This window comes from Blattabacterium cuenoti, from assembly GCF_014252415.1.
Classification (GTDB): Bacteria; Bacteroidota; Bacteroidia; order Flavobacteriales; family Blattabacteriaceae; genus Blattabacterium; species Blattabacterium cuenoti_Y.
Genome location: NZ_CP059223.1, coordinates 384,767 through 408,757, shown reverse-complemented (window position 1 = coordinate 408,757; position 23,991 = coordinate 384,767). Strand labels below are relative to the sequence as shown.

25 protein-coding genes are annotated in these 23,991 nt (G+C 21.7%); 16 read left to right on the top strand and 9 right to left on the bottom strand.

All coding sequences use genetic code 11. The annotated features are described in order from the left end of the window. Positions 1-138 precede the first annotated feature (138 nt). Together H0H33_RS02030 and H0H33_RS02025 are read left to right on the top strand one after the other, a co-directional pair. Positions 139-531, top strand: coding sequence for a DUF3276 family protein (locus H0H33_RS02030; RefSeq protein WP_185877760.1), 393 nt, complete (start codon positions 139-141; stop codon positions 529-531). Between the two features lie 8 nt (positions 532-539). Then, positions 540-1,049, top strand: a complete 510-nt coding sequence (locus H0H33_RS02025) for a KdsC family phosphatase (RefSeq protein WP_238785585.1) — start codon at positions 540-542, stop codon at positions 1,047-1,049. A gap of 72 nt (positions 1,050-1,121) precedes the next feature. On the opposite strand, the gene groL is transcribed toward H0H33_RS02025, so the two are convergent. The 6 genes from groL to pncB form a co-directional block, all read right to left on the bottom strand. Continuing rightward, positions 1,122-2,768 (bottom strand): chaperonin GroEL, encoded by a 1,647-nt coding sequence (gene groL, locus H0H33_RS02020; RefSeq protein WP_185877759.1) that lies wholly within the window; start codon positions 2,766-2,768, stop codon positions 1,122-1,124. A 65-nt stretch (positions 2,769-2,833) separates the two neighbouring features. Further along, positions 2,834-3,112, bottom strand: coding sequence for a co-chaperone GroES (locus H0H33_RS02015; RefSeq protein WP_185877758.1), 279 nt, complete (start codon positions 3,110-3,112; stop codon positions 2,834-2,836). 117 nt (positions 3,113-3,229) lie between these two features. After that, positions 3,230-3,472: a preprotein translocase subunit SecG gene (gene secG / locus H0H33_RS02010; RefSeq protein WP_185877757.1), complete on the bottom strand. Its 243-nt coding sequence runs from the start codon at positions 3,470-3,472 to the stop codon at positions 3,230-3,232. Between the two features lie 183 nt (positions 3,473-3,655). Beyond that, positions 3,656-4,960: a sigma 54-interacting transcriptional regulator gene (locus H0H33_RS02005; RefSeq protein WP_185877756.1), complete on the bottom strand. Its 1,305-nt coding sequence runs from the start codon at positions 4,958-4,960 to the stop codon at positions 3,656-3,658. 6 nt (positions 4,961-4,966) lie between these two features. Then, a complete protein-coding gene (gene miaB, locus H0H33_RS02000; protein WP_238785583.1) occupies positions 4,967-6,241 on the bottom strand; it encodes a tRNA (N6-isopentenyl adenosine(37)-C2)-methylthiotransferase MiaB in 1,275 nt (424 codons plus the stop codon). A 58-nt stretch (positions 6,242-6,299) separates the two neighbouring features. Continuing rightward, positions 6,300-7,472 carry a nicotinate phosphoribosyltransferase gene (gene pncB, locus H0H33_RS01995; protein ID WP_185877755.1) on the bottom strand — a complete coding sequence of 391 codons (1,173 nt, stop codon included), beginning with the start codon at positions 7,470-7,472 and terminating at the stop codon, positions 6,300-6,302. 234 nt (positions 7,473-7,706) lie between these two features. Here pncB and H0H33_RS01990 point away from each other — a divergent pair, with 234 nt between their 5' ends. The 5 genes from H0H33_RS01990 (at position 7,707) to H0H33_RS01970 (ending at position 10,671) form a co-directional block, all read left to right on the top strand. Continuing rightward, positions 7,707-7,982, top strand: coding sequence for an RNA recognition motif domain-containing protein (locus tag H0H33_RS01990; protein WP_185877754.1), 276 nt, complete (start codon positions 7,707-7,709; stop codon positions 7,980-7,982). 136 nt (positions 7,983-8,118) lie between these two features. Next, the gene (gene dapA / locus H0H33_RS01985; RefSeq protein ID WP_185878161.1) at positions 8,119-9,012 is read left to right on the top strand and encodes a 4-hydroxy-tetrahydrodipicolinate synthase; all 894 of its coding nucleotides are present in this window, start codon (positions 8,119-8,121) and stop codon (positions 9,010-9,012) included. Continuing rightward, positions 9,009-9,527 carry a ferritin gene (locus H0H33_RS01980; protein WP_185877753.1) on the top strand — a complete coding sequence of 173 codons (519 nt, stop codon included), beginning with the start codon at positions 9,009-9,011 and terminating at the stop codon, positions 9,525-9,527. The genes dapA and H0H33_RS01980 overlap by 4 nt, the downstream gene beginning before the upstream one ends. Further along, on the top strand, positions 9,524-10,327 hold the full coding sequence (gene bamD, locus H0H33_RS01975; RefSeq protein WP_185877752.1) for an outer membrane protein assembly factor BamD: 804 nt from the start codon (positions 9,524-9,526) through the stop codon (positions 10,325-10,327). The genes H0H33_RS01980 and bamD overlap by 4 nt, the downstream gene beginning before the upstream one ends. Positions 10,328-10,344: 17 nt before the next feature. Further along, positions 10,345-10,671, top strand: coding sequence for a hypothetical protein (locus H0H33_RS01970; RefSeq protein ID WP_185877751.1), 327 nt, complete (start codon positions 10,345-10,347; stop codon positions 10,669-10,671). A 1-nt stretch (position 10,672) separates the two neighbouring features. Here the strand turns inward: H0H33_RS01970 and fsa are convergent, their stop codons facing one another. Continuing rightward, entirely contained in the window at positions 10,673-11,335 is a 663-nt protein-coding gene (gene fsa / locus H0H33_RS01965) for a fructose-6-phosphate aldolase (protein ID WP_185877750.1), read from the bottom strand. Between the two features lie 108 nt (positions 11,336-11,443). On the opposite strand from fsa, the gene H0H33_RS01960 reads away from it, so the two are divergent. From H0H33_RS01960 to obgE, 3 genes are all read left to right on the top strand, one after another. Then, positions 11,444-12,844 (top strand): dihydrolipoyl dehydrogenase family protein, encoded by a 1,401-nt coding sequence (locus tag H0H33_RS01960; RefSeq protein ID WP_238785581.1) that lies wholly within the window; start codon positions 11,444-11,446, stop codon positions 12,842-12,844. Between the two features lie 75 nt (positions 12,845-12,919). Continuing rightward, the gene (locus H0H33_RS01955; RefSeq protein ID WP_185877749.1) at positions 12,920-13,522 is read left to right on the top strand and encodes an adenylate kinase family protein; all 603 of its coding nucleotides are present in this window, start codon (positions 12,920-12,922) and stop codon (positions 13,520-13,522) included. Further along, entirely contained in the window at positions 13,515-14,504 is a 990-nt protein-coding gene (gene obgE, locus H0H33_RS01950; RefSeq protein ID WP_185877748.1) for a GTPase ObgE, read from the top strand. The genes H0H33_RS01955 and obgE overlap by 8 nt, the downstream gene beginning before the upstream one ends. On the opposite strand, the gene clpX is transcribed toward obgE, so the two are convergent. Continuing rightward, positions 14,487-15,707, bottom strand: a complete 1,221-nt coding sequence (gene clpX / locus H0H33_RS01945; protein WP_185877747.1) for an ATP-dependent Clp protease ATP-binding subunit ClpX — start codon at positions 15,705-15,707, stop codon at positions 14,487-14,489. The two genes, obgE and clpX, sit on opposite strands and share 18 nt — an antisense overlap. Positions 15,708-15,934: 227 nt before the next feature. Between clpX and H0H33_RS01940 the strand changes: the two genes are divergently transcribed. Together H0H33_RS01940 and H0H33_RS01935 are read left to right on the top strand one after the other, a co-directional pair. Next, on the top strand, positions 15,935-17,569 hold the full coding sequence (locus H0H33_RS01940; protein ID WP_185877746.1) for a CTP synthase: 1,635 nt from the start codon (positions 15,935-15,937) through the stop codon (positions 17,567-17,569). A 22-nt stretch (positions 17,570-17,591) separates the two neighbouring features. Next, the gene (locus H0H33_RS01935) at positions 17,592-19,316 is read left to right on the top strand and encodes a YidC/Oxa1 family insertase periplasmic-domain containing protein (protein ID WP_185877745.1); all 1,725 of its coding nucleotides are present in this window, start codon (positions 17,592-17,594) and stop codon (positions 19,314-19,316) included. Here the strand turns inward: H0H33_RS01935 and H0H33_RS01930 are convergent. Continuing rightward, positions 19,313-20,074, bottom strand: coding sequence for a biotin--[acetyl-CoA-carboxylase] ligase (locus H0H33_RS01930; protein WP_185877744.1), 762 nt, complete (start codon positions 20,072-20,074; stop codon positions 19,313-19,315). The genes H0H33_RS01935 and H0H33_RS01930 overlap by 4 nt on opposite strands. Positions 20,075-20,132: 58 nt before the next feature. On the opposite strand from H0H33_RS01930, the gene rsfS reads away from it, so the two are divergent. The 4 genes from rsfS to H0H33_RS01910 all read left to right on the top strand — a co-directional run bounded on the left by rsfS (position 20,133) and on the right by H0H33_RS01910 (position 23,974). Then, positions 20,133-20,444: a ribosome silencing factor gene (rsfS, locus tag H0H33_RS01925; protein ID WP_185877743.1), complete on the top strand. Its 312-nt coding sequence runs from the start codon at positions 20,133-20,135 to the stop codon at positions 20,442-20,444. Positions 20,445-20,515: 71 nt separating this feature from the next. Next, positions 20,516-22,486 carry an ATP-dependent zinc metalloprotease FtsH gene (ftsH, locus tag H0H33_RS01920; protein WP_185877742.1) on the top strand — a complete coding sequence of 657 codons (1,971 nt, stop codon included), beginning with the start codon at positions 20,516-20,518 and terminating at the stop codon, positions 22,484-22,486. A gap of 13 nt (positions 22,487-22,499) precedes the next feature. After that, entirely contained in the window at positions 22,500-23,318 is an 819-nt protein-coding gene (locus tag H0H33_RS01915; RefSeq protein ID WP_185877741.1) for a phosphatidate cytidylyltransferase, read from the top strand. Next, the gene (locus tag H0H33_RS01910; protein ID WP_185877740.1) at positions 23,315-23,974 is read left to right on the top strand and encodes a phosphatidylserine decarboxylase family protein; all 660 of its coding nucleotides are present in this window, start codon (positions 23,315-23,317) and stop codon (positions 23,972-23,974) included. The genes H0H33_RS01915 and H0H33_RS01910 overlap by 4 nt, the downstream gene beginning before the upstream one ends. The last annotated feature ends 17 nt before the right edge of the window (positions 23,975-23,991 follow it).

Sequence of the window (23,991 nt, the reverse complement as noted above, 5' to 3'; positions counted from 1 at the left end):
AAATTTATAAAAAATTATTATTAATATATTAAATAATAGGAATTCGTATAGAATAAATTAATTAAACGAAGTAAAAAAAAATAGTTCATTTTATTTTTTTTATTTAGATTTGTTTTAATGTATTTAATTATAAAAAAAATGGACGAAAAAGGAAATATTAATAAAGATAGAAATGAGATATGTTCAAGAACTTTGAAAACAGGAAGTCGTACGTATTTTTTTGATGCAAGAGAAACAAGAGCAGGTGATTATTATTTAACAATTACTGAAAGTAAGAAAAATTTTACGGAAAATGGTGAAATAACTTATAAAAAACACAAAATTTATTTGTATAAAGAAGATTTTTCTAAATTTCAAAGTATACTTAACGATATGATTATATTTATTATAAATGAAAAAGGAAAAGAAGTTATATCAGAACGTCATCAAAAAGATTTTAAAAATCATTCATCATATAATCATGGATATAAAACATCTCAAAAAAAATCAGAAATAAAAAATTTTACAAATGTAAATTTTGAAGATATATAATAATTTTTATGTTAAATAAAGGATATTTAAACATAATGAAATGCATTGATACTTTTATATTTGATGTAGATGGAGTTTTAACTAATTGTACGTTAAATCTTTTTCCAGATGGAAATTTAGTAAGACAAATGTTTGCCAAGGATGGATACGCAATACAATTAGCAAAAAAAAAGGGTTATAATATTTGTGTTATAACAAGAGGATCAGATTTAATGGTATTTAAACGTTTAAGAAGTTTAAATATTCGTCATATTTATCAAGGAATTATAAATAAAAAAAAGTACTTAGATGAATTTTGTAAAATTTTCAATATTGAAAAAAATAATATTCTTTATATGGGGGATGATATCCCAGATTTAGAAGTAATGAAATCTGTAGCTTTTCCTTGTGCTCCAATTGATGCTGTTCAAGAAATAAAAAATATTTCTAAATATATTTCTCCAAAAAAAGGGGGGAATGGTTGTGTTAGAGATGTTATAGAAAAAACATTAAAAGTTCAAGATAATTGGGAAAATTAAAATTTTAGAATTTTAACGAGTAAATTAAAAAAAAATAGTGTCAAAAGACACTATTTTTTTTGTATATTTTTTTTACATCATACCTCCCATACCTCCTCCAGCAGCACCTGGCATTGGTGGAGTTGCAGAGTTATTTTCATCTTTTTTAATTTCTGTAACTACACATTCAGTAGTCAACAACATTCCTGAAACTGAAGCTGCATTTTCTAATGCAACTCTTGCTACTTTTGTTGGATCTATGATTCCTTCAGAAATCATATTTTTATATTCTCCAATTTTAGCATCATATCCGAAGTCCCCTTTTCCTTCAGCAACTTTAGCTACAACAACAGAACCTTCACCTCCAGCATTAGCGACAATTTGTCTTAAAGGTTCTTCTAGAGATCTTCTAACTATTTGTATACCAGTATCTTGATCGGAATTATCTCCTTTTATACTATCTAATGCTTTAATTGAACGAACTAAAGCTACACCTCCTCCTGCTACTATACCTTCTTCTACCGCAGCTCTAGTTGCATTTAGAGCATCATCTACTCTATCTTTTTTTTCTTTCATTTCAACTTCAGATGCAGCTCCTACATATAAAACAGCTACTCCTCCAGCCAATTTAGCTAGACGTTCTTGCAATTTTTCTTTATCATAATCTGATGTTGTAGTTTCTATTTGTGCTTTAATTTGATCGATTCTTGATCTAATATCTTTTTTATTACCTCCTCCGTTGACAATAGTTGTATTATCTTTATCTATAATAACTCTTTCTGCTTTCCCAAGCATATCAAGTTTTACATCTTCTAATTTACTTCCTGTTTCTTCAGAAATTACTGTACCGCCAGTTAGAATAGCTATATCCTCCAACATAGCTTTTCTTCTATCTCCAAATCCTGGGGCCTTAATAGCAGCAACTTTTAAAGTTCCTCTAATTTTATTTACAACCAATGTTGCTAGAGCTTCTCCTTCTACTTCTTCAGAAATTATAAGTAAAGGTTTTCCTGATTGTGCTACAGGTTCTAAAATAGGCAATAAATCTTTCATTGCTGCTATTTTTTTATCAGATAATAAAATTTGAGGTTGATCAAATTCTGTTATCATTTTTTCAGTATTTGTTACAAAATAAGGTGATTGATAACCTCTATCAAATTGCATACCTTCAACTACATCAACAGATGTATCGGTTCCCTTTGCTTCTTCTACAGTAATAACCCCTTCTCTTCCTACTCTTTCAAATGCATCCGCTATTAATGCTCCTGTCTTTTCATCATTATTTGCAGAAATAGATGCAACTTGTTTTATTTTTTCTGTATTACCTCCTACTTCTCTAGATTGTTTTCTAAGATCTTTAATAACTATTTTTAAAGCTTTATCTATTCCTCTTTTTAAATCCATAGGATTAGCTCCAGCAGCTACATTTTTTAATCCCTCTCTAACAATAGCTTGTGCTAATACAGTAGCTGTAGTAGTTCCATCTCCTGCAACATCATTAGTTTTTGATGCTACTTCTTTTACCATCTGAGCTCCTAAATTTTCTATAGATTCTTCTAATTCAATTTCTTTAGCTACAGTTACTCCATCTTTAGTAACTTGAGGACCACCAAAAGACTTCTGTAATACAACATTTCTTCCTTTTGGTCCTAAGGTTACCTTAACAGCATTTGCTAACGCGTCTACACCTTTTTTTAGCTTATCTCTTGCTTCAATATCAAATTTAATATCTTTTGCCATAATTTTCTAGATTTTTCTAATAATAAAATTATAAAAAATAAATATATAATTATAATTTTTATTTTTTATATAATAGCTATAACATCAGACTCTCTCATTATTAAGTACTCTTCTCCTTCCCATTTTAATTCTGTTCCAGAATATTTTCCATATAAAATTCTATCTCCTTCTTTTAAAATCATTGGTTCATTTTTTTTACCCGTACCTACGGCTACTATGGTTCCTTTTTGTGGTTTTTCCTTTGCTGTATCAGGAATAATAATACCTGATGACGTTTTAGTTTCAGCGGGATCAGGTTGTACAAGAACACGATCTGATAAAGGTTTAATCTTTACTTCCATCATAGTTTTAATAATTTTTTATATGATTAAGATAAATAGCCAAAAACATGCCAAATTATGAATTGGTTGTTTTGTGTAAGTAAAATTAAAAAAAAAATGTCATTTTGTCATTTTTTTTTTTTAATTTTTTAGTAAATAATTAAATATGATAACAAAAAAAAATATGACAATAGATAGAAACCATGTGATATTATCTAGGATAGTATTTGTTTTTTTTATTCCAAAGAATTTAAAATTTTTTTCTACAAACGACTGATTCACAATTTCTTTTTTTGGATTTTGTATTAAAATAATTAATATAAATAATATTGAATTTATAACAATTAAACAACTTAATATATTAATTGCATATTCGTATTTCATAATATATAAATTTAATTAAATAAAATCTAAAATTTAATTAAATAAAATCTAATTACTTTAAATAATTTTATTATATTTTCTATCTTAATTTTACAAAGATTTAAATTTATTATTCTAAATAGTTAAAATTCCTATATTTTATTACTTGTGTATATATATTTTGTTTAGAATATTTTTTTTATTTTATAATCCATATTGTTTTATTTTTCTATAAAGAGTTCTTTCCGATATCCCTAATTCTTTTGCTGTTTTTCTTCTTTTTCCCTTATTTTTTTTTAAAGCTTTTTGAATAAATTCAATTTCTTTTTTTTCTAATGAAAAAGAGTTAGAAGAATTTTTTTTAGATAAATCTTCTTCTATTTCTTCATAATCTAAATTGTTTTCATTTAAATTATTTTTATATAAGGATGGATTTTCTATTTGAAATATAGATTTATTTATGATTTCATGATTCTTTTTTAAAGACTCATCTTGAGAAGTAAATATTTTTCCAAATAATCGATGAATAAGATCTCTATTTTCTTTATTAAATGTAGGATTAGAATTATTTTTTATTAATTGATAAACAATATTTTTTAAATCATTAAAATTATTTTTCATATCAAATAATATTTGATAAATAAAATCCCTCTCTCTAGAAATATTATGAAAAAAAGTTTTTTTATTTGAATCAAAATTAGGTTTTGATATAGATAATAAAGGTTTATTTTCTGGAATATATTCTTTTAATTTATCTATATTTATTTTTCTTTTAGTTTCTACTACTGAAACTTGTTCTACCAAATTTTTCAATTGTCTAATATTACCAGGCCAAGGATAATTTTCTAAATATTTTAATGATTTATCATTTAATATTATAGGAGGCATTTGGTATTTTTCTGCAAAATCATTTGAAAATTTTTTAAATAAAAATTTAATATCGCTCTTACGAAAACGTAAAGGAGGTACATTTATTTGTACTGTATTTAATCTATAAAAAAGATCTTCTCTAAATTTTCCTTTTTGTATGGATTCTACCATATTTAAATTAGTTGCCGCAACAATACGTATATCAGTTTTTTGAATTTTAGAAGAACCTACTTTTATAAATTCTCCAGATTCTAAAATTCGTAATAAACGAACTTGTGTTGTTAAAGGTAATTCTCCAACTTCGTCTAAAAATATTGTTCCTCCATTGGCTACTTCAAAATAGCCTTTTCTCATGTTAGTTGCTCCAGTAAACGATCCTTTTTCATGTCCAAATAATTCACTATCAATAGTCCCTTCAGGTATTGCTCCACAATTTACAGCAATATATGAATGATGTTTTCTACAAGAAAATTGATGAATAATTTTTGGGATAAATTCTTTTCCTACCCCACTTTCTCCAAGAACCAATACTGAAATATCAGTTGGGGCTACTTGTATAGCTTTTTCTAGAGATCTATATAATTTGTAATCATAACCAATAATCCCGAATTTATGTTTTATGTTTTGAATAGATTCCATGATCAACTATTTTATGGCTTCTCCAATCAAAGTAGAAGACGTAAATTTTTTTACATTAACTAATGCTATATTTCCTATTTTTAAATTTATTTTTTTTGGAAAGACAACTACTATATTTTGTGAATTTCTTCCGTACCAATAATTATTACTTTTTTTTGAAGTACCTTCTATTAGTACTTTTTGAGTTTTTTCTAAAAATTCCTTCATTCTATATAATGAATGTTCGTTTTGCAATTTTATAATTTCTTGTAATCTTTTTTTTTTTATATTTTTCGGTACATTATCTATAAGATTATTATAAGCATACGTTCCTGGTCTTGGAGAATAAGAAAACATATATCCATAATTATATTTAATTTCATCCATTAAATGAAGAGTATCAAGATGATCATTATCTTCTTCATTACAAAATCCTGTCATAATATCATGAGATATTGAACAATTTGGAATTAATTTTCTAATTTTCTTAATTAAGAATAAATATTCTTCTCTAGAATATTTTCTATTCATTAATTTTAATATTTTATTACTACCAGATTGAACCGGTAAATGAATATGATTACATATATTATCATATTTAGATATTATTTTTAATACTTCATTGGACATATCATGAGGATTAGATGTAGAGAAACGTATTCTAACAGTAGGTAATTTTTTAGCAATTAATTCTAATAGATTAGCAAAATTAAATGATAAATTATTATTATCTATCCAATAATATGAATCTACATTTTGACCTAAAAGAGTTATTTCTTTATATCCAAGATTTTGTAATCTTTTACATTCTTCAACAATAAGAAAGGGATTATTACTTACTTCTCTTCCTCTTGTAAATGGGACAATACAAAAAGTACACATATTATTACATCCTCTTGTTATACTTAAAAATGTAGTAATTTTTTTATCTAATTTTTTATATGGAATAATATTTTCATATGTTTCTTTTTTTCTTTTATAAAAATTTTTTACAATATTTTTATTATAAATTTTATTTTCTATTTCTCTATAAGAATCAGGATTAATAAAAAAATCAATTTTTTTTTCATTTAATAATGATTCTTTAAAAGATTTTGAAAAACAACCTATTAATCCAATTAATGATCCATTATTTTTTAAATATTTTATTTTATCTATTTGATTTTTTATTGTTAGTTCTGATTTTTTTCTTATGGAACATGAGTTAAATAAAATAATTTTTGCATTTTCAATATGATTAGATAAAATAAATCCTTTTTTTAACAATATAGATGTTATAATTTCACTATCAGCTACATTCATTTGACACCCATAATTTTTTATATAAAAACTTTTCATTATTCTAATTTTAATTTCATTTTCAAATGTGAAGTCTTTTTTTAGCAAAAACAATCATTTTTTTATTTCCTGTAGATTTTTCTATTGAATTTGATAATTTTATTACTGATATCCATTTTCTTTTTATAAATATTTTTGTCATTTTTATTACTATATTTAAGGGATTAACACCAACATCGTTAGTGAAGTTTGTTCCTATTCCAAACAATGGAGTAATTTTACCCTTACAAAAAGAAGAAATATAATCTACTTTGAATGGATTCATATTATCTGAAAATATAATTTTTTTTTTATTAGGATTTATTTTTAATTTTTTATAATGTGTTATTGTTTCATTAATAAACGAAATAGGATTACCACTATCATGTCTAACTCCCTTATAGATATTTGATAATTTTTTGTTAAAATTTTTAAAAAAAATTTTAGATGTATATGTGTCTGATAATGCTATTCCTAATCTATCATTGTAAATATTTATCCAATTTTCCATAGCAATTTTATCTGCTATATTGAATCCATATTTAGCTGCATGAAACATAATCCATTCGTGTCCTTGAGTTCCTACTGGTTTTATTGAATAAATTTTTGATAAATGTATATTGCTACTTCCAACAAAAAATGATTTACCTTCTTCCATTAAAATTTTCATTACTAGTTTGTGAATATGATAAGAATATCTTCTTCTTGTCCCAAATTCTCCGAATTTTACTTTTAATTCTTTATATTTTTTTATTTTTTTTTTAGTTAGTCTTATTATAGTTTTGTCTGATAGAGGTTTTACTCTAGTTAATTTATAATATAGTTCAGATATAATAGACATTAATGGTACTTCCCATAAAATAGTCTTACTCCATAATCCCCTTATTTTTATTTTTATAGATTTTCCTTTTTGTTTAATTTTTACTTCTTTTGGATTATATTGATATTTATCTAAAAAATCTAAGTATGAATTATCTAAGCAAGGACAATATTTTTTTAAAAATATTTTTTCATTATATGATAGTTTTAAATGAGCCATATTCTTTATATTTTTTTCTAAAATGTTAGAAAAATTTTTTGGAAAAAAATGTTTTCCTCTATTAATAAATTCGTATTGAGCTTTTACTAAAGGAAATAATTTAATAACAGCATTTTGCATAGTAAATTTATAAAAATCATTATCTAATAATGATGAGATAAAAAAAGAATTATCCATGAAAATCATTATTTTTTTTAAAGTCTAAAAATATAAAAAAATTGAATGAACAATATCTAAAATTTTAATAATTATATTTAGTCAAATAAAAAATTTTTTTATTTTTTAATTATAACAGTTTGTATATTTTTAAGTATTTTATATAGTCTTACTTCAGATAAGTTAAGTTAAGTTTTAATAAATAACTTAAAATATAGTAAGTAAGTAATCTTTATAAATAATAATTCATAAACTATGGACAATAACACGAAATTATACGTAGGAAATTTATCATATGATATGACAGAACAAGAGTTAAAGAAACATTTTGAATCTATAGGTACTGTTAACCATGCTAAAATTATTTTTGATGAAACTACATCAAGTAAAAGAAGCAAAGGTTTTGGTTTTATAGAAATGTCTGATGAAGAAAGTGCTAAACGTGCTATAGACAAATTAAATGGAACTGAATTTATGGGAAGAAATATCATTGTATCTGCAGCCAGACCAAGAACAAAAAAAGATTATTAATTATCTACATTTAAGTATGATACTTTAATTATAAATATTTATTGTTATGCGCTTACATCTGTTTTTTATTTTATTTAATATTTTAACTGTATTAGATAATTTCATTAATTTTTAGTAAACTAATTACAAATTTATGATGGAAAAATTATATGGGACAGGTGTAGCGTTGGTTACTCCATTTAAAAAAAATGGAAATATTGATTTTAATGGATTAGAAAATATTATAAAACATGTATTGAATAATAATATTGATTATTTAGTTGCATTAGGAACTACTTCAGAATCTTCTACTTTATCTAAAGAAGAAAAACGAGATGTTGTTGAATGTATTAAATATTTTAATTTTAAAAAATTACCATTAATTTTAGGTATTGGAGGAAATAATACTGTTGATGTTATAAATCAAATAAATTATATGAAAAATTTATTTCAATTTTATTGTATTCTTTCTGTTTCTCCTTATTATAATAGACCATCACAAAATGGAATATATAATCATTTTAAATCGATAATTAATAATACAAATATTAAAATTATTATATATAATGTACCTAAAAGAACAGGATCAAATATTCATTATCAAACAATAATAAAATTATCAAGTAATTTTAAAAATAACGTAATAGGAATAAAAGAAGCTTCAGGCGATATATTACAATCTTATAACATTATAAAATTTAATAAATCAACTAATTTTATTTTAATATCAGGAGATGATTTTATAACTATCCCAATAATAATTGGAGGAGGAAAAGGAGTAATTTCTGTAATAGCGCAGGGATTACCAAAAAAAATATCTGATATGGTATATTTGGCACAAAAAAACGATTTAAAAAAATCTTTTTCTATATTTTATAATATTTTAGATATGATGTATTTAATCTATGAAGAAGGTAATCCTACTGGGATAAAAACATTATTAAATATAATGGGGCTATGTAAACCATATGTTAGATTACCATTATTAGTTGGTACATCCTCATTAAATAAAAAAGTAGAAAATTGTTTAAAAAAAATTAATATGTTATGATGAAAGAAAAGATTAAAATTGCTTTAATAAAACAATCTAATAGAGAATTAGAATCTTCTCATATATATTTAAATATGGCTTCTTGGTCAGAATCAAATGGATTTGATGGAGTATGTAATTTTTTATATGATCATTCTAATGAAGAAAGATATCATATGTTAAAATTAATAAGGTATCTTAATGGAAGAGGTGGTGATTTCGTAAAAATTAATTATGATAATAAATTCTATATCAAAAATGAAAATTATGAATCATTAGAGATAATTTTTGAAAAATTATTTGAACATGAGAAATTAATTTCTCATGAAATTAATTTATTATTAGAACTTTCTTTAAAAGAAAAAGATCATTTTACATATAATTTTTTACAATGGTTTGTAAAGGAACAAATTGAAGAAGAATCCTTAATTAAAATGCTTTTAAATAAAATTCAATTAATAAAAAATAACCAATTAGGTATATATTTATTTGATAAAAGTATTAAAAATATTGAAATAAACAATAAAAAATTGTGAGTATAAAATTTTTCTTAGTAATAGGAATGATATCTAATCCAATAATCATATACAATAATTTATTTTGCTATTTGAATTCTAAGATAATAGATAATTTAAATAATGATAAATATAATTCTAAGATAATAGATAATTTAAATAATGATAATTATATAAATAATTTTTATAAAAATCATCCTAATTCTTCAGAAAATATAAAAAATAAAAATATTGAGAATAAATTTTTCATAAAAAAAATATATTTTTTTTATAAAAAATTAAAAGAAATATTTTTTGATATTTTTAATAATAGTAATTATAATATTTCTTTATCGTTTGAAAATAATAAAAATAATAATTTTCATGTTAAAAAGAAAGAGAAAGAGGAAGATGAATATGGTAATTCATTATTTAATGATGGAAAATATTATTATTTTTATTCTATAGAAAGTGATTTTGATCCTAGATCAATTAATATAGCAGTTAATAAATTAGTAAAATTTATAGAAAAATATCCTAATGATGATAAAACAAATGAAGCTCATACGCTTTTAAAAAGTTTAGATTATCTGTTAGAAAAAAGGAATTATCATGTATATAATTCATTTTTTCTAATGAGAAAATATAAATCCGCTATTTTTTGTTTTAAAGATTTTTTAAAAAATTATCCATATAGTGATTATGCAGAAGATGTTTTATATAAGAAATGTATATCTGAATATAATTTACATAAGAAAAAATCTTTTTATAATTCCTATAAAGAATATATTAAAAAATATCCTAAATCAAAAAAAATAATTCGTTTAAAAAAATTATTATAATTATAAAAATTAATTATATGAAAGAGTTAGACATAGAATATATCATAAATAATGTTCCATCTAACACAATAACAATAGATAAATCTATATTAGAATCTATTACGGGACGTAATATATATCATACTATATGTATATTAGATAGTATATGTAAAAAAATAAACGAAAAAATTAAATATGATTTAGATAAAAGATTAGAAGAATTTAATATTACAAATAAAAATAATAATTTAGAAGAAATATTTGAAAATAGAGAACAAATAGAATTATCTAAATTTTATGAAGGATTACCAAAATCAACATCGGTATCAATTCAATATTTAATAGATAAAAAAATAAAATTATAAATCATTTTATTTTTTTTCTATAATCTTTTAAAAATTTATCTAATCCAATATTAGTCATTGGATGATTAAATAATGAATATATTACATTAATAGGTGTTGTAATTGCATCTATTCCTATTTTTGCACATTCTATTATATGGATAGGGTTTCTTATAGATGCTGCTAATATTTTAGTTTTGAATTTAAAATTATCATAAATTTCTTTTATTTCTTTTATTAATTGTAATCCGTTAAAAGATAAATCATCTAATCTACCTAAAAATGGAGAAACATAGTCTGCCCCAGATTTAGCTACTAAAATAGCTTGTCCTAAAGAAAATACAAGTGTACAATTAGTCCTAATTTTTTTTTTTGAAAAAAATTTAATAGATTTTATACCATTTATTGTCATAGGAACCTTAATTACAATTTTGGGACTTAAAAGAGATAATTTTATTCCTTCATTAATTATATCTTCATACTCAGTACTAATAACTTCCGCACTCAAATTTTCTTCATTATTTAGTAATTTACATATAGAAATATAATGTGCATCAATTTCATTTTTATTGAAAATATTTTCTTTTGCAATTAATGATGGATTAGTTGTTACGCCATTCATCATTCCTATTGATTTTATTTTTTTAATTTCCTCTAAATTAGCTGTATCTAAAAAAAACTTCATAATTATTTTAATATTATTTATTCAAAAAATATATTAAAGTTATATTATTTTTTTTTCATGATAGATTAATAATTTTCTATTAAATAAAAATTTGTAATTTTATGTCTTATGGTAAAAAAATCTATGAATTTTGATCTTATAATTTTAGGAAGTGGATCTGCTGGATATGCTGCCTCTATACGTTCGGCTCAATTAGGAATGAAAACTGCTTTAATAGAAAAAGAATTTATTGGAGGATTTTATTTTAATTATGGATATATTTTTAAATATGTATTAAATAAAATAAAAATTTTTAAATTATTTAAAGAAAATCAGGATTTTTTATTAGGACTTGGAATAAATGATAATAAAATTAATATTGATTTTTCTAAAATATTCACAGATAGCAAAAATCTATCTAAAAAAATAAAAAAAAATATGTTTTTTTCTATAAAAAAACATAAAATAAATATTATACATGGAGATGCTAAGTTAAAAAAAGGTAAAAAAGTAGAAGTGATTAAAAGTAATAATGATATATTAGAATGTAGCTCTTCAAATATTATTATAGCAACTGGATCCAAACCTGATAATTTATATAATGGTGATAATTTTTTTAATTATAAGGAAGCAATTCAATTTAAAAAAAAACTTAAAGAAATAGTGATAATAGGAAGTAATTCAATTGCTATAGAATTTTCATTTTTTTATCATTATATGGGAACCAAAGTATTTATAATAGAAAATAATAATAATTTTTTTCCAGATGGAGATCATGAAATATCAAATTATTTAAGATCTTTTTTAAAAAAAATGGGGGTAGAAATTTATACATCATCTTTTGTAGAAAAAACTATAAAAAAAAATGATCGAATAATTATTCAAATTAATAATAAAAATAAAAAATTTTATATAGAAACAGATATAGTATTTTATTCTAATGGTATTATACCTAATATTGATTCAATTGGATTAGAAGATATAGGAATTCAAGTAGAAGATAAATTTATTGTAGTAAATGATAATTATCAAACTAATATACCTGGATATTATGCTATTGGAAATGTAATTAAAAGATCATTTTTATCATCTGTTGCTTCAAAAGAAGGTATTAATTGTGTTGAAAATATAGTAGGGGTCGATTCTCAAAAAATTGATTATAACAATATACCAAAATGTGTACATTCTTTTCCAGAAATAGCTTATATAGGGTATTCTGAGAAAGAATCTAAAAAAAGAGGATATCAAGTTAAAATATCTAAAGTTCCATTTAATTCAATTAATAATTTTTTTTTCAATGAAAAAATAGATGGATTTATAAAAGTAATTTTTGATTCTAAATACGATGAATGGTTAGGATGTCATATGATAGGGGAAAACGTAATAAATCTAATTACATCAGTTATGATTGCTAGGAAATTAGAAGCTACAGCTTACGAAATATTAAATGGAATATATCCTTATCCATCATTAAGTGAATTTATTCTTGAATCCGTTTCTATTGCATATAAAAAATCTATTTATTTATAATTATAATGTTACATTTTTATTTTTTAATTCTAATTAAATCAATTTTTTTAAATAATATCATTATATAAATATTTTATGATACATATTATATTATTTGGACCACCTGGTTGTGGAAAAGGTACTCAAGCTAGAATTATAAAAAAAAAATTTGGATACGCTCATTTATCTACCGGATTAATATTTAGACATCATATACGAAATCATACAACTTTAGGAAAAGTTGTTAATCGTTATGTAAATAATGGTAAATTAGTTCCTGATATAATTACTAAAAATATAGTTAATAAAGAGATAAAAAAACTTATTCATACTAAAGGAATTATTTATGATGGATATCCTAGAACTAAAGATCAAATTTTTTCATTAGAAATGATTTTAGAAAAACTTTCTATAGGAAAATTAAATATAATTTTCTTTTTTTTACTTAAAAAAAGTATAATAATTAATAGACTATTAAATAGAAGCAAAGTTAGTAATCGTAATGATGATAAAGATATTAAAATAGTTAAAAAAAGGATAGATGAATATGATAAAGAAACATCATCTATTTGGAAAAATAAAAAATGGAAAAAAATAATCACTAGATTAGAAGGAAATTCTTCTATTAAAGAGATTTCTTTTTTTATAGAAAAAAAAATAAATAAAATTTTATTGAAAAAAAATTTTTTTTATGAGTAATAATTTTATAGATTTTATAAAAATTTTTTGTAAAAGTGGAGACGGAGGAAGTGGAAATATACATTTTTGTAAAAAAAAAAATCTTTCAAAAAAAATACCTGATGGAGGAAATGGAGGAAATGGTGGAAATATTTTTATTCAGGGTAATTCTAATATTAATACATTTATTCATTTAAGATATAAGAAACATTGGATTGCAATGTCAGGAAAATCCGGAGGGAAAAATAAAAAAACGGGATTAAATGGTAAAGATTTATTAATAGAAGTACCATTGGGGACTATTATTAAAGATCATAATGAAAATATAATAGAAGAAATTAATCAAAATTTAAAAAAAATAATTTTATTTAAGGGAGGGTTAGGAGGTAAAGGTAGTGCTTTTTTTAAAAGAAAAAATTATAAATTTAATTTTTGTTCTAAAAATGGAAAAAAAACAAAAGGTAGATGGATATATCTGGAATTAAAATTTTTATCAGATGTAGGAATTATAGGGTTTCCTAATGTAGGAAAATCTACATTACTTTCTACAATAACAAAAGCAAAAACAAAGATAGGAAATTATTGTTTTACAAATAAAATTCCTTATATAGGTATTTTAAATTTTAATTTTCAATCGATTACAATAGCTGATATTCCAGGAATAATAGAAAATGCTTCAAATGGAAAGGGATTAGGTTATAATTTTTTAAGACATATAGAACGTAATTCTATTTTATTATTTTTAATTTTTTCAGAAAAGAAAAATGAAATAAAACAATATTTTATATTATTAAATGAACTAAAAAAATTTAATCCTAAATTATTAAATAAAAAAAGATTATTAGTAATGTCTAAATCTGATTTAATTGAAAATTATGATAAAAAAAGAATATTAAATGAATTTTTAAATATTAAAGAAAATATAATTTTTATATCTTATAAAAATAAAAATGAAATTAATAATTTAATAAATGAAATTGTTAATTTAAAAAAAAGAAGATAATTTTTTTATAACAATTTTTTTATCAATATTTAATTGACTATTTAATTTTTTTATACTAAACATATAATCTAAAAATATTTTTTCACAAAACATTCTTAATCCTCTTGCACCTAATTCCAATTGAAAAGTTTTTTCTGCAATAATATCTAATGCTTCATCTGTTATATTTAAATTTATTTTATCTAAATTGAATAATTTTTCATATTGTTTAATTAATGAATTTTTTGGATTAATTAATATCTTTTTTAATAAGTTTTTATCCAATGGATCTAAACGTATTATTATAGGAAATCTACCTATTAATTCCGGTATTAATCCAAATTTTTTTAGATCAGACGGCATTACGTTTTTTAAAAAATTATTTTTATTTATTTTTTTTTCAATTTTAAATCCTATATGATAAGAATTATTTCTTTCTTCAATAATTTTATTAATTCCATCAAAAGTCCCCCCAGCAATAAATAATATATTCTCAGTATTAATTGGTATCATTTTTTGATCCGGATGTTTTCTCCCACCTTGAGGTGGAACATGTACAGTAGTACCTTCTAAAATTTTCAATAAAGCTTGCTGTACTCCTTCTCCAGAAACGTCTCTAGTTATAGAAGGATTATTATTTTTTTTTGAAATTTTATCTATTTCATCTATAAATATAATTCCTTTTTCGGTGGAATTAATATTATAATTTGAAGATTGTAATAGTCTACTTAGAATAGATTCTACATCTTCTCCTACATATCCTGCTTCGGTTAGAGAAGTAGCATCAGCTATTGTAAAAGGGACATTTAATATTTTAGATATACTTTTTGCTAATAAAGTTTTTCCTGTTCCTGTATCTCCAATTAATAGTATATTAGATTTTTCTATTTCTATATTATTAGAATTATTATTGTTTTTATTAAAAAATAAATTATTTTTTATTCTTTTATAATGATTATAAACAGAAACAGATATTATTTTTTTTGTTATATCTTGTCCTATAATGTATTTATCTAAATATTGTTTAATGTTCTTAGGATTTATTAAATCTAATTCATTCTTAGTTTCTTTTATTTGTTTTATCTCATTATTTTTATTATGATGTATAATTGAGTAACTTTTTTCTATACAAGAATCACAAATTTGTGCTTTTATACCTGATATTAATATATCTATATCTTCTTTCTTTTTTCCACAAAATGTACATTTTAATGAATCATCCATAACATAAGAAATAAAATAATTCGTAACTATTTAAATTTAAAAAGGGGTAAGCTTTACTATATCACATCGCTACAAACCTTATTTACTCTTGCTATGTTCCCATCCTGGGAGATAATAGGGAGCAGATTGTATAGGACTTACCCCTAAATTTGGCAAATATAAAAAAAAAATTATAAATTCCTACGATAATTAAATAAATATTATTAGTTAGTTTTATGTAAAAAATAATGGAAACAAAGTATATTTTTATTACAGGTGGTGTGATTTCATCTTTAGGAAAAGGTGTAGTATCTGCTTCATTAGGGATGTTATTGAAATATAGAGGATATAGAGTTTCTATATTAAAACTAGATCCTTATCTTAATATAGATCCTGGAACGTTAAATCCCTATGAACATGGAGAATGTTTTGTTACTAAAGATGGATCAGAAACGGATATGGATCTCGGGCATTATGAAAGATTCTTGAATCAAGAAACAACAAAAGAAAATAATATTACATCGGGGTTAATTTATAAAACAGTTATAGATAATGAAAGAAAAGGAATTTATTTAGGAAAAACTGTTCAAGTTATTCCACATATTACTGACGAAATTAAAAGACGTATTAGAATTTTAGGAGATTCTAAAAATTATGATTTAATAATTACGGAAATAGGAGGTACAGTTGGTGACATAGAAATATTACCATATATTGAATCAGTAAGACAATTAAAATGGGAGTTAGGTGAGTTTAATGGGTTAATAATTCATTTAACTTTACTTCCATATAATAATGCCACTGGTGAAATTAAAACAAAACCAACACAACATTCAGTCAGAAATTTAATGGAAAATGGAGTACAAGTAGATATTATTGTTTGTAGAACAAAAAATAATATTTCTGATAAAATTAGAAATAAATTATCCTTATTTTGTAATATTAAAACTAATCACGTTATTGAATCAATTGATACAAAAATTATTTATGATATACCCTATTTATTACATTTACAAAAATTTGATCAAATAGTTTTAAAATATTTAAGATTAAAAAATTTTAATTTTTTAAAAAAAAAAAATTGCCATCATTTAATTGAATGGACCTCTTTTCTAAAAAAATATAAAAATCCTAAATTTAAAATTAAAATTGCATTAGTTGGAAAATATATTTTGTTACATGATTCTTATAAATCTATTATAGAATCATTAATTCATGCAGGAACAAAAAATAATATTAATATTAAAATAAAATGGATTTATTCTGATTTAATCAATAAAGAAAATATTGAATCGACTTTTAATCATGTATCAGGAATTTTAATAGCCCCAGGTTTTGGAAAAAGAGGAATAGAAGGAAAAATATTGGCAGCAAAATATGCTAGAGAAAAAAAAATACCATTTCTTGGAATATGTTTAGGAATGCAAATTTCTGCTGTAGAATTTGCAAGAAATGTTTTAGGAATAAAAGAAGCAGATACATGTGAATCAAATCCTAATACTAATCATCCTATCATAAATTTAATGGAAAAACAAAAAAATATTTTTTATAAAGGAGGAACAATGCGTTTAGGAAATTGGAGATGTATTTTATTAAAGGGATCTAAGTTATTTTCTATTTATGGAAAAAAAGAAATTTTAGAAAGACATCGTCATAGATATGAATTTAATAATAATTATTTTAATCATTTTTCTAAAGCGGGTATGAAACCTGTAGGATTAAACCCCGAAACTGGTTTAGTAGAAGCTTTAGAATTAAAAAATCATATATTTTTTATAGGCGTTCAATATCATCCAGAATATAAAAGTACAATAATTAATCCTCATCCATTATTTATTTCTTTTGTATTAACTTCTAAAAATAAAAAATATAAATCATTATAATAATTAATAATTGTTATATAATATGAAAGGAAAAAATACAGATTATAATTTTATAATAGGATTATTTCTTATTATTATAGTTTTGCTAACTTTTTCATTTTTTATTGAAGAAAAATCTTTTTTTCAAGAAAAAAAAATTGAACATAATCTTAACTATAAAAAACAATATAATTTTTTTGAAAAAAAGAAATTAAAAGAACAATTTTTTATATTAGAAAATGAAGTGTTAAAATTAAAAATATCTAATATAGGAGGTACTATCAATGAAGTTTTTTTAAAAAAATATAAATCTTATGATCCAATTCAATCTTATCATAAAAGAAATCTTTTTTTAGTAAAAAATTATAGTTTATTTTATAAAATGAATTTTTATGATAAAAAAAATGGGAGTAAAATTGATACAGGTAATATTTTATTTAAGCCTATTTTATTTAAAAAGGATAAAAAATTTACAACACTTATTTTAATGTATAAAAATTTAAATAATAATAATAGGGAAAAAGGAAATTTATATTATATATATAAAATAGGAACAAAAAAACAATATGATTTAAATTTTTCTGTAAAAACAGAAAAATTTAAATTAAATAATACTGTATTCATAAATTTAGAACAAAATATTTTTCCATTGGAAAAAGATAAAAATTGGGAAAATTCTTATACACAATTATATTATTATTCTCATGATTTAGATAAAAATAAATTAGAATACTTATCCGAGAAAAATTCGGAAAATAGAAATATTAATAATATTAAATGGTTTGCTTGTAAACAACAATTTTTTACAACTATTTTTCATCCAAAAAATGAATTGAAAAATGTACATGTTTATTCTAAAAACTTTAATTCTAATAAATTTTTGAAAATGATTCGTATTAATACTTATTTAAATCCAAATAAAAGAAAAGAATTAAATTTTTTTACACGTTTTTATTTTGGTCCATTAGATTTTAGTTTATTAAGAACATATAATAATAATTATGAAGATATAATTCCATTTGGATGGGGGTTTTTGAAATTGATTAATAAATATTTTTTTTTACCAATATTTAAATTATTGGAAAATACTAATTTAAATTATGGAATAATAATAATTCTCATGACTATAGTAGTAAAATTAATATTATACCCGATTACATATAATCAATATAAATTAAGTGTTACTATGAAATTAATTCGTCCTTATATAGAAAAGATTAATAAAAAATTTGGAAATAAAAATATAATAGAAAAACAAAAATCTATAATTAGTTTATATAAAAAAGTTGGTATTAATCCTATGTCTGGATGTTTATCTGCAATTTTTCAAATCCCAATTTTTTATTCATTATTTAAATTTTTTCCTACCTTGATTAATCTTAGAGGTAAATCATTTTTATGGGTTGAAGATTTAACATCATATGATTCTATATTAGAATTACCATTTTTTATTCCATTTTATGGAAATCATATAAGTTTACTTACTTTATTATATTCTATAGCTTTATTGATTTATACAAAATTAAGTAATGATGGAAAAAACACTATGAGTAATAGTGATAATTACTTATCATCTAATAATATGGATATTATGTTATACTTAATGCCATTTGTTATGTTATTATTTATAAATAGTTATGCATCTGCTTTATCTTTATATTATTTCATTTCTAATATTATTAATATTGGATTCTTTTTTATAATTAAAAAATTTTTTTTAGATGAAAAAAAAATATTATTAAAAATAAAAAAGATAAATAATAATTAGTTTTTTATAAAAAATTTTATTTCTTTTTGATAAAAAGATTTTAATTTTCCATTAACTTCTATTAAAAGAAATCCTTTTTTATCAATAGATTTTATAACTCCACAAAAAGAAATTTTTTCTTTAAAAGAAAAAAAATTTGACATTTTATCTTTTAAATATAGATAATGAATATAATACTGTTTTATAATATTTTTTCCATTTGTTATAAACAATAAATATTCTTTTTGGATAAAAAATGTAATATTATAAAGTATATGATTTATATCAAAATTTATATTATTAAATATATTCTTTAAAGAAGTTGAATTCCAATTTTTATTAAATTTTTTTTGTTTTATATTTATTCCTATTCCAACTATGGATATATATATTTTTTTAGATATAAAATTATTTTCAATTAAAATCCCTCCTATCTTTTTATTATTTATTATGATATCATTAGGCCATTTAATCCATACTGGATAATTTAATTTTTTTGATAAAAATTTATGAATAGCATTACTTATAATAATATTTATTATATATGAATCATATATTTTTTTTGGTTTAAAAATTAGACTAAATGTTAAATTTTTTCCATATTCTGAAAACCAATTACCTGATTGTCCTTTCCCATTAGTTTGATATTCAGATTTAATAATTATCCAATTTTTAAAATAAAAAAGTATTTGATCAAGATATTTTTTAGAAAATTTATTAGTAGATTTAGTCTCTTTTAAAAAGAATACATTTATTGGCCAAATAAATTTTATTTGCATTAGTAAATTTATTTTTTTTTAAAATGAAAATATTATTTTTAATAAAAAAATTTTTATTTTGTTACTAAAAAAAATTGTAAAAGGAATTCAATTAGTTAAAGGAGAAAATATTTCTATTATTGATTTAAAATATAAAAATAACTTTATATGTGATTATTTTGTTGTTTGTAATGGTAATTCTAGAAATCAAGTTCATGCAATTTCTCAATCTGTAGAAAAAATTATAAAAAACGAGTTAGAAACTAAGCCATGGCATATAGAAGGATTGAGAAATAAAGAGTGGATTTTGGTTGATTATATTACTATTGTGGTACATATTTTTATAGAAAAAAAAAGATATTACTATGATATAGAAAATCTTTGGAAATAGAAAATATGTTTGTTTTCACAAAAACAATATATTTTCTTTTATATTAAATATTAAATGGAGAAATTTGTTATATGATAAGTAAAAAAAATAGAAATAATTTTTTCTGGATTTATATTGCAATATTTATTATATTTTTAGGTATTTTTTTTCTAAAATCTTCTTTCTCTAATCCAAAAAAAATAGATCAGGATACATTTTTTAATATTCTTTCAAAAGGAAAAATAGATAGAATTATTGTAAAACATAAAGAAATTGTAAATGTTTATTTAAAAAAAGATTTAATTAATAAATATCAATATGATAATCCCATTGAAAGTATCAATAATAATGAAAAAAATTTTGTTGTACAAAAAAATTCATTACAATATGAGTTTGAAATAGGAGATTTACAATTATTTCAAAATAAATTTGAAGAATATAAAAAAAAATACAATTTAGATACTATTATTGATTTCAAAAATCAACAAGATTATACTATAACAAAATTTTTTTTTGATTATGGAATATTTTTTATATTATTGATATTATTCTGGATTTTTTTATTTAGAAGAATAAGTACTACAGGAGGTGGTCCAGGTGGACAAATATTTAATATTGGAAAATCAAAAGCTAAATTATTTGATGAAAACGATAATGTTAAAATTACATTTAAAGACGTAGCTGGATTGGAAGGAGCTAAGGAAGAAGTTGAGGAAATAGTGGAATTTTTAAAAAATCCAAATAAGTATACAAAATTAGGAGGAAAAATACCTAAAGGAGCTTTATTAATAGGTCCTCCAGGAACAGGAAAAACTTTATTAGCAAAAGCAGTAGCTGGAGAAGCAAAAGTCCCATTTTTTTCATTATCTGGATCAGATTTTGTAGAAATGTTTGTTGGTGTAGGCGCGTCTAGAGTAAGAGATTTATTTGATAAAGCAAAAGAGAAATCTCCATGTATAATATTTATAGATGAAATAGATGCAATAGGTAGAGCACGGGGAAAAAGTAGTATAGCGGGTTCAAATGATGAAAGAGAAAACACATTAAATCAATTATTAACAGAAATGGATGGGTTTGGAACAAATACTAATGTAATTGTATTAGCAGCGACTAATCGATCCGATATTTTAGATAAAGCCTTATTACGACCAGGTCGTTTTGATAGAACTATTATAGTTGATCCTCCAGAATTAAATGAAAGAAAAGAAATATTTTATGTCCATTTAAAAAAATTAGTTTTATCTAAAAATGTAGACATAGATTTTTTAGCAAGGCAAACCCCTGGATTTAGTGGTGCTGATATAGCAAATGTTTGTAACGAATCTGCACTTATTGCTGCTAGAAAAAATGGAGAATCAATAGTTCATAAAGATTTTTTAGAAGCAATTGATCGAATAATAGGTGGATTAGAAAAAAAAAATAAAATAATAAAACCTAACGAAAAAAAAAGAATTGCTTATCATGAATCGGGTCATGCAATAATAAGTTGGTTATTAGAACATGCAGCACCTCTAGTTAAAGTTACTATAATACCTAGAGGAAAATCATTAGGATCTGCATGGTATTTACCAGAAGAACGTCAGTTAACTACTCCTGAACAAATGAAAGATGAAATATGTTCTCTATTAGCTGGAAGATCAGCAGAAAAAATTGCTTTTAACTCTATTTCAACTGGGGCTTTAAATGATTTAGAAAGAGTAACAAAACAAGCACAATCTATGGTTGCTATTTTTGGATTAAATGAAAAAATTGGAAATATATCTTATTATGATTCTACAGGACAAAATGAATTTAATTTTTCAAAACCTTATAGTGAAAAAACTGCTCAAATTATAGATGAGGAAATATCTAAAATTATTAAAGAACAATATAAAAGAGCTATAGATATATTAAAAATTAACGAAAAAAAATTAGATATGTTAGCAAATAAACTTTTAGAAAAAGAAGTTTTATTTAGAGAAGATTTAAAAAAAATCTTTGGAGAAAGACCATTTCCTGATGAAATAGATGATTTATTAAGAAAAAAAAAATTTAATTTTCCTACAACATTGAATAATAATTAAGTAAGGTATTTTTATGATAAAAAAAAAAAATTTAGATTTCTTAATAAGAATTTTTTCAGGTATCATCCATATAATTATAATTATTTTTTCTATAGAAAAAGGAGATAAATTATTTAGAATTATGATGATGTTATTTTCATTTATTTGTTTAACTGAATTTCTAATGATATCGAATACAAAAATTTTCTTAAAAAAACTAGTATTTTTACTGTTTCTTATAATTATTATTGTAGATATTTTTTTTGTAAAAAATGGATTAATTTTATATATAATGGGTTTTTTCTATTATTTTTTATTTTTTTCCATTATACAGTTATTCAATAAATCTTCTTATGAAGAAAAAATGATAAATATTAAAAATATATTATTTGGATTAACATATATTGTAGTTCCTTTTTTTATATCATGTTATATATATTCATTATATGGAAAAAAAATGATATTAGGAATATTTATTTTAATATGGATAAATGATTCATTATCTTACGTAGTTGGTAAAAAATGGGGAAAAAATAAAATATCTATATCTATATCCCCAAAAAAATCTATAGAGGGGTGTTTTGGAGGATTATTATTTTGTATAATAATAGGAATTGTATTATCCAAAATATGGGAAGAAAAATATTGGTTATTCTTTTCGTTTATAATATCAATATTTGGGACTATTGGCGATCTTATAGAATCAACTATAAAAAGATCTTATGGAGTAAAAAATTCTGGTATTTGGTTTCCAGGACACGGAGGATTTTTTGATAGATTAGATAGTTTTATTTTCGTTATTCCAATAATATTTGTAACATTACTTGGTTTTTATCATTTTTTTCAATTATGATACACAAAGAAGGTAAATCTTTTTTACTATATACAATAATTTTTTTGTTAATTATATCGATAATAACTTTTTTTTTATTACCAAAAATTTATTTTATTACTACCTTGTTTTTTTTATCCATTATTTATTCATTTTTTCTATTTTTTTTTAGAAATCCTACAAGATATTTTTTGAATAAAATTGAAAAAAATGTTTTAGTATCCCCTGCTGATGGAAAAATATTAACAATAAAAAAAATTTTTGAAAATGAATATTTAAAAACAAAGTGTATAAAAATCTCTATTTTTATGTCACCATTTGATTTACATGTAAATAGATATCCAATTTCTGGTAAAATTATTTATGTAAAATATCATCCTGGAAAACATTTAATTGCTTGGTTAAAAAAATCTTCATTAAAAAATGAACATACTACTGTAGTAATACAAACAATAAATGAAAAAAAAATTTTGTTAAGACAAATAGCCGGTTTTATAGCAAGACGTATTGTATGTTATGCTAAAGAAAAATCTATAGTAAATAAAAGAGATGATCTTGGATTTATTAAATTTGGATCTAGAGTAGATATTTTTGTTCCTATTGATTCCAAAATATTAGTAAAAAAGGGAGAAAAAGTTATAGGAGGAATTACTGACATATCTATTCTTCCAAAATAAAACTCCCTTTATTAATT

Excerpts from the sequence above, each read along its gene's own strand:
- groL (WP_185877759.1), bottom strand. The coding sequence starts at position 2,768 with ATGGCAAAAGATATTAAATTTGATATTGAAGCAAGAGATAAGCTAAAA.
- H0H33_RS01940 (WP_185877746.1), top strand. The coding sequence starts at position 15,935 with ATGGAAACAAAGTATATTTTTATTACAGGTGGTGTGATTTCATCTTTA.
- H0H33_RS02025 (WP_238785585.1), top strand. The coding sequence starts at position 540 with ATGTTAAATAAAGGATATTTAAACATAATGAAATGCATTGATACTTTT.
- fsa (WP_185877750.1), bottom strand. The coding sequence starts at position 11,335 with ATGAAGTTTTTTTTAGATACAGCTAATTTAGAGGAAATTAAAAAAATA.
- H0H33_RS02005 (WP_185877756.1), bottom strand. The coding sequence starts at position 4,960 with ATGGAATCTATTCAAAACATAAAACATAAATTCGGGATTATTGGTTAT.
- H0H33_RS01960 (WP_238785581.1), top strand. The coding sequence starts at position 11,444 with ATGGTAAAAAAATCTATGAATTTTGATCTTATAATTTTAGGAAGTGGA.
- H0H33_RS01990 (WP_185877754.1), top strand. The coding sequence starts at position 7,707 with ATGGACAATAACACGAAATTATACGTAGGAAATTTATCATATGATATG.
- H0H33_RS01935 (WP_185877745.1), top strand. The coding sequence starts at position 17,592 with ATGAAAGGAAAAAATACAGATTATAATTTTATAATAGGATTATTTCTT.
- clpX (WP_185877747.1), bottom strand. The coding sequence starts at position 15,707 with ATGGATGATTCATTAAAATGTACATTTTGTGGAAAAAAGAAAGAAGAT.
- obgE (WP_185877748.1), top strand. The coding sequence starts at position 13,515 with ATGAGTAATAATTTTATAGATTTTATAAAAATTTTTTGTAAAAGTGGA.
- H0H33_RS02015 (WP_185877758.1), bottom strand. The coding sequence starts at position 3,112 with ATGATGGAAGTAAAGATTAAACCTTTATCAGATCGTGTTCTTGTACAA.
- H0H33_RS01970 (WP_185877751.1), top strand. The coding sequence starts at position 10,345 with ATGAAAGAGTTAGACATAGAATATATCATAAATAATGTTCCATCTAAC.
- H0H33_RS01930 (WP_185877744.1), bottom strand. The coding sequence starts at position 20,074 with ATGCAAATAAAATTTATTTGGCCAATAAATGTATTCTTTTTAAAAGAG.
- secG (WP_185877757.1), bottom strand. The coding sequence starts at position 3,472 with ATGAAATACGAATATGCAATTAATATATTAAGTTGTTTAATTGTTATA.
- pncB (WP_185877755.1), bottom strand. The coding sequence starts at position 7,472 with ATGGATAATTCTTTTTTTATCTCATCATTATTAGATAATGATTTTTAT.
- H0H33_RS02030 (WP_185877760.1), top strand. The coding sequence starts at position 139 with ATGGACGAAAAAGGAAATATTAATAAAGATAGAAATGAGATATGTTCA.
- dapA (WP_185878161.1), top strand. The coding sequence starts at position 8,119 with ATGGAAAAATTATATGGGACAGGTGTAGCGTTGGTTACTCCATTTAAA.
- H0H33_RS01980 (WP_185877753.1), top strand. The coding sequence starts at position 9,009 with ATGATGAAAGAAAAGATTAAAATTGCTTTAATAAAACAATCTAATAGA.
- miaB (WP_238785583.1), bottom strand. The coding sequence starts at position 6,241 with ATGAATGTAGCTGATAGTGAAATTATAACATCTATATTGTTAAAAAAA.
- ftsH (WP_185877742.1), top strand. The coding sequence starts at position 20,516 with ATGATAAGTAAAAAAAATAGAAATAATTTTTTCTGGATTTATATTGCA.
- H0H33_RS01955 (WP_185877749.1), top strand. The coding sequence starts at position 12,920 with ATGATACATATTATATTATTTGGACCACCTGGTTGTGGAAAAGGTACT.
- H0H33_RS01910 (WP_185877740.1), top strand. The coding sequence starts at position 23,315 with ATGATACACAAAGAAGGTAAATCTTTTTTACTATATACAATAATTTTT.
- H0H33_RS01915 (WP_185877741.1), top strand. The coding sequence starts at position 22,500 with ATGATAAAAAAAAAAAATTTAGATTTCTTAATAAGAATTTTTTCAGGT.